Consider the following 9943-nt stretch of genomic DNA (forward strand, 5'->3'; position numbering starts at 1 on the left):
CGACTCAAGCCGCCGCCACACCCGCGCTGCGCTGCTGCTTGCGCCGGGTCTTGTTCTGGTACATCGCCTGGTCGGCCTGGTGCACCAGGTCGTGCACCGCCGCTTCGTCGGACCAGTGCGCGATGCCGTAGCTGATCCCGGCCTCCTCGAAGCCGTCGGACAGCAGCTGGCTTTCCAGCTGCGCAAGCCCGCGCTGCAGCTGGGCCTCCAGCCGGCGCGGCGCCAGGATGGCGAACTCGTCGCCGCCGATGCGATAGCAGCTGGCCGCTTCGCCGGCCAGCACGCGCAGGCCCCTGGCCACCGCCTTCAGGAATTCGTCGCCGCGGCCGTGGCCATGGCGGTCGTTGATCTTCTTCAGCCCGTCGAGGTCGATCACCAGCAGCAGCAGCGGCACCGCCGCCTCGGCATTGGCGGTGGCGGTGAGCGTGGTGTCAGCGCCCGGGAGGCGGCGGGTGCGCTGCTTGAGCGCGAGGTCGAAGGCATAGCGGTTGGCGATGCCGGTCATCGCATCGGTGTGGGCCACGTGCAGCGCCTCGCCCAGCTGGGCCGCATAGCTGTCGCGCTCGCGGTTGAGCAGCCGGATGCGGTCGGCCAGTGCAAAGGCCTGCAGCAGGCCCTCGACGGCGCCGCCGAACAGGGTGGCCAGCTCGGCGTTGTCGATCAGGTCGGGCACGAGGTCGAGGTTGGCCGGCAGGATGACGAGCGCGGGGATCAGCAGCGCCACGAAGGCGAACACGAAGAACCGCGCCGGCCGGTAGCCGCCCAGCCAGGAGCGCACGCCGCTGGTGAGCGTCATCAGCAGCCATGCGCTGATGAGCAGCGTGGCCACCGAATGCGCCCACGGCAGCGCGAACACCGCCAGCGGCGCCAGCAGCAGCGACACCACGATGAGCCAGCGGTGCAGCCGGTACATGGCAGGCAGGCGCTGGCGCAGCTCCAGGAACTCGATGCAGAACATCGAGCTGGCCGCCGGCAGCAGGTAGAACGGCACGTAGTGCAGCCGCAGCTCGCGCAGGCCGAGCAGTTCGGCCGGCAGCTGGAACACCATGGCCCATGCCACGGTGGCCAGCAGCAGCTGCACGCAATACCAGAGGTAGGCCCGCTCGCGCGCCAGCGCATACAGGAAGAGGTTGAACAGCCCGAGCACGAGCATCGCGCCCAGCGAGCCGAGGATCACCGTGTTCTCGAACAGCACCTTGCGCTGGTAGGCCGCCTTCGTGAGCACCTGGAAGCGCGGCACCGACGCGTAGTAGCGGCTGTCGAAGCGCACCAGCACGTCGTAGGTGACGCCGGGCAGCAGGGTCACGTCCTTGCCGTAGTGCAGCGCGTATTCACGCTCGGCGGTGTAGCCGCTGCGCAGGACCTGCAGGCTGCCGTCGCTGCCCCACAGGCGGGCCTCGACATGTTCGATGAGCGTGTTGTTGGGATCGAGCACCCAGCGGGTGGTGCGGCTGTCATGGCGCACCTGCGCATGCAGCCAGTAGCCGCCGCCCAGCAGGTTCACATGGGGAGCCCGGGGGTGGCCGGCGAGCCAGGCCTCGATCTGCCCCGGGTGCTCGGGAAAGCTGTCGCCGCGGGCGGCGGCCACCAGCGTGCCGGCCGGCAGCAGGTCCAGCGCTTCGGAGGACGACGCGGTCTGCGGCACTGCAGGAGCGGGCGCCGCGTGCAAGGCAGCAGGGGCGGCGAAACCCATGCACCACAGCATCAGCGCGGCCGCGGTGCAACCGCGGCCCACGCGCATCAGCATGCCGCACAGCGTGTCGAAGGAGGCCATCACGTGAGCGAGCGACAGGGGGTGGCAGGAGCGGCGAATTGTTACGCAAAACAATGTCTGCAACACCTTCGCCCCTCGCAACAAGCGGGCCACCGACAACACACACGACTGGCCGTGCGTGATGTTGTTCACGCCTGCCGCGCGAGGCGTGCGCTGCGCGCCTCAGCCGCGCTCGAACTTGAACACCGCGGTGCTGCCGCGCAGGTTGGGCCAGCGCCGCTTCACCCGGCCTTCATGGATGCCGAACGATTCGATGATGCGCAGGTCGTTCTTGCGTGCGAGCACCTCGAAGTCGGCGTAGGTGCCCACACGGATGTTGGGCGTGTCGTACCACTCGTAGGGCAGCTTCTTGGTCACCGGCATGCGGCCGGAGGCCACCCGCATACGGTTGGGCCAGTGCGCGAAGTTCGGAAAGCTCACGATGCCGATGCGGCCGACGCGTGCGGTCTCGCGCAGCATGGCCTCGGTGTTGCGCAGGTTCTGCAGCGTGTCGAGCTGCAGCACCACGTCGAAGCTGTCGTCCTCGAAGATGCCGAGGCCTTCTTCGAGGTTGCGCTGGATCACGTTGAGCCCGCGCTGCACGGCGGCCAGCAGCTTGTCGTCGTCGAGCTCGATGCCGTAGCCGCTGCAGCCGCGCGTGTCGCGCAGCAGCGCCAGCAGCGCGCCGTTGCCGCAGCCGAGGTCGAGCACGCGCGAGCCGGGCGGCACCAGCTCCGCAATGAGTTCGAGATCGCGTCGTTCGCTCATGTCTGCACCCCGCTCGCCGAGTACGGCGATCGACCCTCCGAGAGGGTCGGGCCTTGCTTGGGGCGGCCCGGCGCGGCGGCCCGGGATGTGTACACCCCGCTCGCCGAGTACGGCGATCGACCCTCCGGGAGGGTCGGGCCTTGCTTGGGGCGGCCCGGCGCGGCGGCCCGGCATGCCTGCACCCCGCTCGCCGAGTACGGCGATCGACCCTCCGGGAGGGTGGGGCCTTGCTTGGGGCGGCCCGGCGCGGCGGCCCGGGATGTGTGCACCCCGCTCGCCGAGTACGGCGATCGACCCTCCGGGAGGGTGGGGCCTTGCTTGGGGCGGCCCGGCGCGGCGGCCCGGTATGCCTGCACCCCGCTCGCCGAGTACGGCGATCGACCCTCCGAGAGGGTCGGGCCTTGCTTGGGGCGGCCCGGCGCGGCGGCCCGGTATGCCTGCACCCCGCTCGCCGAGTACGGCGATCGACCCTCCGGGAGGGTCGGGCCTTGCTTGGGGCGGCCCGGCGCGGCGGCCCGGTATGCCTGCACCCCGCTCGCCGAGTACGGCGATCGACCCTCCGGGAGGGTGGGGCCTTGCTTGGGGCGGCCCGGCGCGGCGGCCCGCGTGACCTGAAGCTGCGTGATCTTCATACCGCAAACCTCGCCGCGGCCGACACGCCGCGTTCGTCGTTTTCGCGGGCGATGCGTTCGAAGTAGGCTCGCACCACGTTGTGATAGCGCGGGTCGTCGAGCAGGAAGGCATCGTGCCCGTGCGGCGCATCGATCTCGGCGTAGCTCACGTCGCGCCTGTTGTCGAGCAGGGCCTTCACGATCTCGCGCGAGCGTTGCGGCGAGAAGCGCCAGTCGGTGGTGAAGCTCACCACCAGGAACTTCGCCGCTGCGCGCGCCAGGGCCTTGGTGAGGTCGCCGCCATAGCGCCGCGCCGGGTCGAAGTAGTCGAGCGCGCGGGTGATGAGCAGGTAGGTGTTGGCGTCGAAGTACTCGCTGAACTTGTCGCCCTGGTAGCGCAGGTAGCTCTCGATCTGGAACTCGATGTCCTGTGTGCTGTAGGCCAGCTCGGCCGCCTTCAGGTCGCGGCCGAACTTCTCTTCCATCACGTCGTCGCTCAGGTAGGTGATGTGGCCGATCATCCGCGCCACCCGCAGGCCGCGCCGGGGCACCACGCCATGGGCATAGAAGTGCCCGTCATGGAAGTCGGGGTCGGTGACGATGGCCCTGCGCGCCACCTCGTTGAAGGCGATGTTCTGCGCCGACAGGTTGGGGGCGCTGGCGATCACCAGCGCATGGCGCACCCGCTCGGGGTGCTGCAGCGTCCAGCTCAGGGCCTGCATGCCGCCGAGGCTGCCGCCGATCACCGCGGCCAGCTGCGTGATGCCCAGGCTGTCGAGCAGCCGTGCCTGGGCGTCGACCCAGTCCTCGACCGTCACCACCGGGAAGTCCGCGCCATAGGGCCGACCGGTGGCCGGGTTGGTGTGCATCGGGCCGGTGGAGCCGAAACACGAGCCGAGGTTGTTGACGCCGATGACGAAGAAGCGGTCGGTGTCCAGCGGCTTGCCCGGGCCCACGAGGTTGTCCCACCAGCCTTCGCTGCGCTCCTGGCCTTCGTGCAGGCCGGCCACATGGTGCGAGGCATTGAGCGCGTGGCACACCAGCACCGCATTGCTCTTGTCGGCGTTGAGCGTGCCGTAGGTCTCGTAGACGAGCGAATAGCCGGCGAGCTGTGCGCCGCTTTGCAGCGGCAGCGGCAACGCGAAGTGCGCGGTCTGCGGCGTGACGAAACCGACCGAGGATCCGGTGGTGGGGCTCATGTTCAGGGGCAGAAAAAACAAAACCCGGCTGCACATAAAGGTGACCGGGTTCCATCCGCGCCCCCTTTAGCTGTACTTGTTGAGCGCCCGCAAGCCGGAACAAATCGGCGCTGGGCGGCAGTATAACCAGCACCTTGCGACGCAACCCGGGGGGCCCATGGCGAACTGGTTCGACGAGTTCCAGGCACAGCACCATGCCGTCAATGGCGTGGAGATCTTCGCCCGCACCGGCGGGCGGCCGGACGGGCCGCCGCTGCTGCTGCTGCACGGCTATCCGCAGACGCACGCGATCTGGCACCGGGTGGCGCAGCTGCTGGCGCCGCACCACCGCCTGGTGATCCCCGACCTGCGCGGCTACGGCCGCTCGTCGAAGCCGCCGGGCGAAGCCGGCCATGCCAACTACAGCAAGCGTGTCATGGCGGCCGACATGGTGGCGCTCATGCGCAGGCTCGGCCACGAGCGCTTCTGCATCGCCGGCCACGACCGCGGCGGCCGGGTCGCGCACCGGCTCGCGCTGGACCATCCGGCGGTGCTCGACAAGCTCTGCGTGATCGACATCGTGCCCACCCTCACCATGTACGAGCGCACCGACATGGCCTTCGCGCGGGCCTGCTACCACTGGTTCTATCTGATCCAGCCGGCGCCGCTGCCCGAGCGCCAGATCGGCGCCGCGCCGCGCTTCTATCTCGACTGGACGCTCTCGGGCTGGGGCTCGAAGGGGCTCGATTTCATCGAGCCCGAGGCGCTGCAGGACTATGCCGAGGGCTTCTGCAACGCGCAGGGCATCCACGCCGCCTGCGAGGACTACCGCGCCGCCGCCGGCATCGACCTCGAGCACGACCGCGCCAGCCGCGAGGCCGGCCAGCGGGTGCAGTGCCCGCTGCACGCGCTGTGGGGCGAACGCGGCGTGGTGAATGCGCTGTTCAAGCCGCTGGACGACTGGCGTGCGGCATGCGCCGGCCCGGTGACCGGCGCGGTGCTGCCGGCCGGGCACTTCATCCCGGAGGAGCTGCCGCAGCAGACGGCGCAGGCGCTGCGCGACTTCCTCGGCTGAGCGTGTCGTTCGCCGTCAGGACACCCGCTTGCCGTTGGCCCCCAGGATCGCCAGCTCGACGAACCTCGAGGCCACGAACGGCCCCGGCGTCGCGCCATAGCCCAGGCTGAAGTCGCCCAGGTCCAGCCGCTTCACGCCGGCCAGCGCGGTGCGCAGCCTGTCGCGGGTCAGGTCGCGGCCGGCGCGCTTGAGGCCTTCGATCACCACCTGCGCATTGATCCAGCCTTCGAAGCTGCTGCCGCCGAACTGCTCCACGCCGGCCGCGCGCATGGCGGCCTGGTAGCTGCGCACCACCGGCAGCTTGGTCTTTTCGGCGTCGGGGAACACCTGGGTGAGCGCCAGGCCCTGGCTGGCGTTGCCCAGCTTGCCGAGCTCCGACGAGATGACCGACACCGACAGGCCGGCCAGCGGCAGGCCCGAGGCCTTGCCGCGCAGGGCCAGCACGAAGGCGGTGTTGGCAGTGCCGGTGGTGCCCAGCAGCACCGCGCCGGCCTTGGCGGCGAGCACCTGGTCGGCCGCCTGCCTCGCATTCGCGCCGTCGACCGCCAGTGCCACGCTGCCCACCGACTTGAGGTTGTTGGCCGCGAGCGTGGCCTCGGCATCCTTCAGCACCTCCTTGCCGAAGGGGTTGTCGAGGTAGACGATCGCGATGTCCTTCAGGCCCATCTGCACCAGCTGCTGCACCACGCGCACGGTTTCGTCGCGGTAGCTGGCCCGCACGTGGAACACGTTCTTCTGCCCCGGCTGGCGTAGCGAGCTGGCGCCGGTGACCGGGCCGACGCACGGCACGCCCTGCTGCTCGACCAGCGGCAGCACGGCCGCGGTGTTGGCAGTGCCCATGCACGACATCAGCGCGAACACGTCGTTGCCGTCGAGCATCTGCTTCACGTTGTCGAGCGTGCGGCCGGGCACGTAGCCGTCGTCCTTGGCCAGCAGCTGCACTTCACGGCCGTGGATGCCGCCGGCCTGGTTGACGACCGCGAAGGCGGCCTTCACGCCGGCGGTGTGGTCGGCGCCGGCGCCGGCGAGCGGGCCGCTCAGGGCCAGCGAGCTGCCGATGGTGACCGTCGAAGGCGTGACGCCGCTTTCGGCGGCGCGGGCAAGCGGGGCCCAGGCGGGCATGCCGGCCAATGCGGTGGTCTGTGCAAGGCGGTGCAGGAACAGGCGGCGCTTCATGGCGAATGTCTCCTCGCGTTGGGGTGGGGATGTGCGCGCCGCAGGGTAAGAAGGCCGCACCCGGGACCCCTGTCGTTCTGGCGACAGCCGCGCCCGGGGTAGCGTCCGCCTGTGATGGAAGTCACGCAAACGGCCGGCGGTGCGGCCCGGGCGTGGCGCCGCTGCGACGGCGCATCAGGCTGCCGTCAGCGCCGGGCCGGGTGCGCCTGCGCGACCGACTCGCGTGCGATCAGCTGCGGCTCGAAGCGCTGCGACACCGGCAAGGTGGTCTGGTAGCAGGCATTGAGCAGTGAGCGACAGGCATTGAGCGCCATGTCGGCAATGGGAATGCGCACGCTGGTCAGGCGCGGCGACAGGTAGGCCGCGAACTCGGCATCGTCATAGCCCACCACCGACCAGTCGCCGGGCACGGAGATGCCTGCATGGTGCAGGCAGCTCAGCGCGCCCATGGCCATCTGGTCGTTGGCGCAGAACAGGCCGGTCACCTTGTCGATGCCCTTGCGCGCCAGCAGGCGCGCGGCCGCGTCCCAGCCCGACTGGCCGGTGAAGTCGCCTTCCTCGAGCAGCACCGACGACTGCTTCACGCCCGCCTCCTCGAGCTGCTCGAAGAAGCCCTGCAGGCGCAGCCGGTTGTCACCGGCGGCGGCCGGCCCGGAGATCACCGCCACGCGGCGGTGGCCCTGCTGCGCGAGCGCCTGTGCCGCCAGGCGGCCGGCCGTACGGTGGTCCACGGTGAAGCACTGGTTCTTCATGCCCTTCACGTCGCGGTTCACCACCGCCACCCTCGGGTGCTGCTCGCGCAGGGCCAGGAAGTCGGCATCGCGCAAGGCGTTGCTGGTGATGATGAGGCCGTCGCACTCGCGCTCGATCAGGAAGCGGGCGCCGTCGAGCGCCTCCTGGCGCGGGTCTTCGTGGCCGCAGCCGTTGGCCGCCACCATGTGGCGGTCGTGCTGGCGCAGCTCGGTGTCGATGGCATGCAGCAGCGGGCCGTAGAAGGGGCCGGCGAAGTCGGGCACGAACACGCCGATGGTGCCGGTGCTGCGCAGCGACAGTGCACGGGCAATGGCGCTCGGGCGAAAGCCCAGCTGCTGCGCCGCCGCTCCCACGCGCGCGGCCGCGTCGGGCGAAAACGAACCCTTGCCGCTGATCACGCGCGACGCGGTGCCCACCCCCACGCCAGCCAGCCGCGCCACGTCCTTGATGGTTGCCATTGCGTCCTGCCTTGTTGCAGGGCGCGATGATAGAAGCGTCGCGCCTACAGGCGCTTCTGGGTGGCGGGGTCGAAGAGGCTGGCGCGCGACAGGTCGAGCGAGACGCCGACCACGGCGCCCACGGCATGGTCGTGCACCGCCGCCACCTCGGCGGCCACGCGGTGGCCGTGCAGGTCGAGCCAGACCACGAGGTGGGAGCCCATCGGCTCGACCAGGGTGACCTGGGCCTGCAGCGAGGCTGCCTGCGGCGGCAGCAGCGCCACATGCTCGGGCCGGATGCCCAGCACGGCCGGGCGCTCGCCCCCGGGCGCCGCCGCGGGCAGCGCCAGCGACAGGGCACCCGCCTCGAACGACGGCCCGGCCAGCCGGCCTTCGATGAAGTTCATGCTGGGCGAACCCAGGAAACCGGCGACGAACATGTTGGCCGGCTGCGCATACACCTCGGCCGGCGCGCCGATCTGCTGGATGCGGCCCGAGCGCATCACCGCCACGCGGCTGGCGAGCGTCATGGCCTCGACCTGGTCGTGGGTGACGTAGATCATGGTCGCGCCCAGCTCGCGGTGCAGCTGCTTGAGCTCGCGGCGCAGCTCGGTGCGCAGCTGCGCATCGAGGTTGGACAGCGGCTCGTCGAACAGGAACACCTGGGCCTCGCGCACCAGCGCACGCCCGATCGCCACCCGCTGGCGCTGGCCGCCCGACAGCTGTGCCGGCTTGCGCGTCAGCAGCGCGTCGAGCTGCAGCAGCTTCGAGGCGCGCTGCACCCGCCGCTCGATCTCGGCCCGGGGCGTGCCGGCCACCCGCAGGCCGAACGACATGTTGCGTTCGACGTTCATCGTCGGGTAGAGCGCATACGACTGGAACACCATGCCGATCGAGCGGTCCTTCGGGTCCTCCCAGGTCACGTCGCGCCCGCCGATCGAGATGCTGCCGGCCTCGACGTCGAGCAGCCCGGCGATGGAATGCAGCAGCGTGGACTTGCCGCAGCCCGAAGGCCCCAGCAGCACCAGGAACTCGCCTTCGTTCACCGACAGGTCGAGCTGTTCGAGGATGGACGCCGGGCCCATCTTCACGTGGAGGTTGTGGATCGCGACTGCGGACACGGGAGATCAGCCTTTCACCGCACCGGCCGCGATGCCGCGCACGAACCAGCGGCCGGAGACGAGGTAGATGAACAGCGGCACCAGCGACGTGAGCAGCGTGGCCGCCATGTTGACGTTGTAGAGCCGCTCGCCGGTGGTGGTGTTGATGACGTTGTTGAGCTGCACCGTCATCGGCAGGTGCTCGCGGCCGGCGAACACCAGGCCGAGCAGGAAGTCGTTCCAGATGTTGGTGACCTGCATGATCACCGCCACGATCACGATGGGCACCGACATCGGCAGCATGAGCTGGAAGAAGATGCGCCAGAAGCCGCCGCCGTCGATGCGCGCCGCCTTGAACAGCTCTTCCGGCACCGAGCTGTAGTAGTTGCGGAACAGCAGCGTCATGATCGGCATGCCGAAGATGGTGTGGATCAGCACGATGCCCGGCAGTGTGCCGAAGATGCTCATCGCGGCGAACGCCCGCACCAGCGGGAACATCATCACCTGGTAGGGCACGAAGGCGCCCAGCAGCAGCACGCCGAACAGCGCGTTGGCGAAACGCGGCTTCCAGAACGACAGTGCATAGCCGTTGATCGCGCCGACGAGGATGGACAGCACCGTGCTCGGCAGCACGATGGCCACCGAATTCCAGAAGCCGCCACGGATGCCTTCGCATTGCAGCCCGGTGCACACGGTGAGCCAGGCATGCGCCCACGGCTCGAGCGTCACCTTCACCGGCAGCGAGAACAGGTTGCCCAGGCGGATCTCCTCCATCGGCTTGAAGGAGGTGACGAGCATCACGTACAGCGGCATCAGGAAGAAGGCCGCGCAGACGAGCAGGAAGGCGTACAGGCCCAGGCGAGCCGGGCGCCAGCGTGACCGGCGACGTGCAGTGGCGGCCGCGGCGGGCACGGGGCGTGGCATCACGGCGCTCACGCCTGCCCCTCGACCGGCGGGTACGCCGGCCGATCCCCCGAGATCCTATGGAGGACCACCCGCGTCAGCCGCGTTGGTCTACAACGGGAATTTCCTGTTCTCTGTGCAAAGGAGGTTCGGAAATGAAGTCGACTCAGGCAGTCCTCCAAGGCAAGG

The 9943-nt window shown here is 69.8% G+C and carries 8 protein-coding genes and 1 riboswitch; of the genes, 1 reads left to right on the plus strand and 7 read right to left on the minus strand.

Annotation, left to right across the window (positions count from 1 at the left end):
• Positions 1-4: 4 nt before the first annotated feature.
• The 3 genes from E8D38_RS11440 to metX all read right to left on the minus strand — a co-directional run bounded on the left by E8D38_RS11440 (position 5) and on the right by metX (position 4331).
• Entirely contained in the window at positions 5-1774 is a 1770-nt protein-coding gene (locus E8D38_RS11440) for a diguanylate cyclase (RefSeq protein WP_140629693.1), read from the minus strand.
• A gap of 162 nt (positions 1775-1936) precedes the next feature.
• Positions 1937-2521, minus strand: a complete 585-nt coding sequence (metW, locus tag E8D38_RS11445) for a methionine biosynthesis protein MetW (protein WP_140629696.1) — start codon at positions 2519-2521, stop codon at positions 1937-1939.
• Positions 2522-3149: 628 nt separating this feature from the next.
• Complete coding sequence (gene metX / locus E8D38_RS11450; RefSeq protein ID WP_140629699.1) at positions 3150-4331, minus strand: homoserine O-succinyltransferase MetX; 1182 nt, start codon at positions 4329-4331, stop codon at positions 3150-3152.
• A 45-nt stretch (positions 4332-4376) separates the two neighbouring features.
• A riboswitch (SAM riboswitch) is annotated at positions 4377-4452 on the minus strand.
• A gap of 36 nt (positions 4453-4488) precedes the next feature.
• Between metX and E8D38_RS11455 the strand changes: the two genes are divergently transcribed.
• Entirely contained in the window at positions 4489-5385 is an 897-nt protein-coding gene (locus tag E8D38_RS11455) for an alpha/beta fold hydrolase (RefSeq protein ID WP_140629702.1), read from the plus strand.
• Positions 5386-5400: 15 nt separating this feature from the next.
• Here the strand turns inward: E8D38_RS11455 and E8D38_RS11460 are convergent, their stop codons facing one another.
• The 4 genes from E8D38_RS11460 to E8D38_RS11475 form a co-directional block, all read right to left on the minus strand.
• On the minus strand, positions 5401-6561 hold the full coding sequence (locus E8D38_RS11460; RefSeq protein WP_140629707.1) for an ABC transporter substrate-binding protein: 1161 nt from the start codon (positions 6559-6561) through the stop codon (positions 5401-5403).
• 185 nt (positions 6562-6746) lie between these two features.
• Complete coding sequence (locus tag E8D38_RS11465) at positions 6747-7772, minus strand: LacI family DNA-binding transcriptional regulator (protein WP_181179064.1); 1026 nt, start codon at positions 7770-7772, stop codon at positions 6747-6749.
• A gap of 44 nt (positions 7773-7816) precedes the next feature.
• Positions 7817-8872 carry an ABC transporter ATP-binding protein gene (locus tag E8D38_RS11470; RefSeq protein WP_246099441.1) on the minus strand — a complete coding sequence of 352 codons (1056 nt, stop codon included), beginning with the start codon at positions 8870-8872 and terminating at the stop codon, positions 7817-7819.
• A 6-nt stretch (positions 8873-8878) separates the two neighbouring features.
• Entirely contained in the window at positions 8879-9775 is an 897-nt protein-coding gene (locus E8D38_RS11475) for a carbohydrate ABC transporter permease (RefSeq protein WP_140629741.1), read from the minus strand.
• Positions 9776-9943: the final 168 nt, after the last annotated feature.

The organism is Methylibium rhizosphaerae (assembly GCF_006386545.1).
GTDB classification, from domain to species: Bacteria; Pseudomonadota; Gammaproteobacteria; order Burkholderiales; family Burkholderiaceae_C; genus Pseudorivibacter; species Pseudorivibacter rhizosphaerae.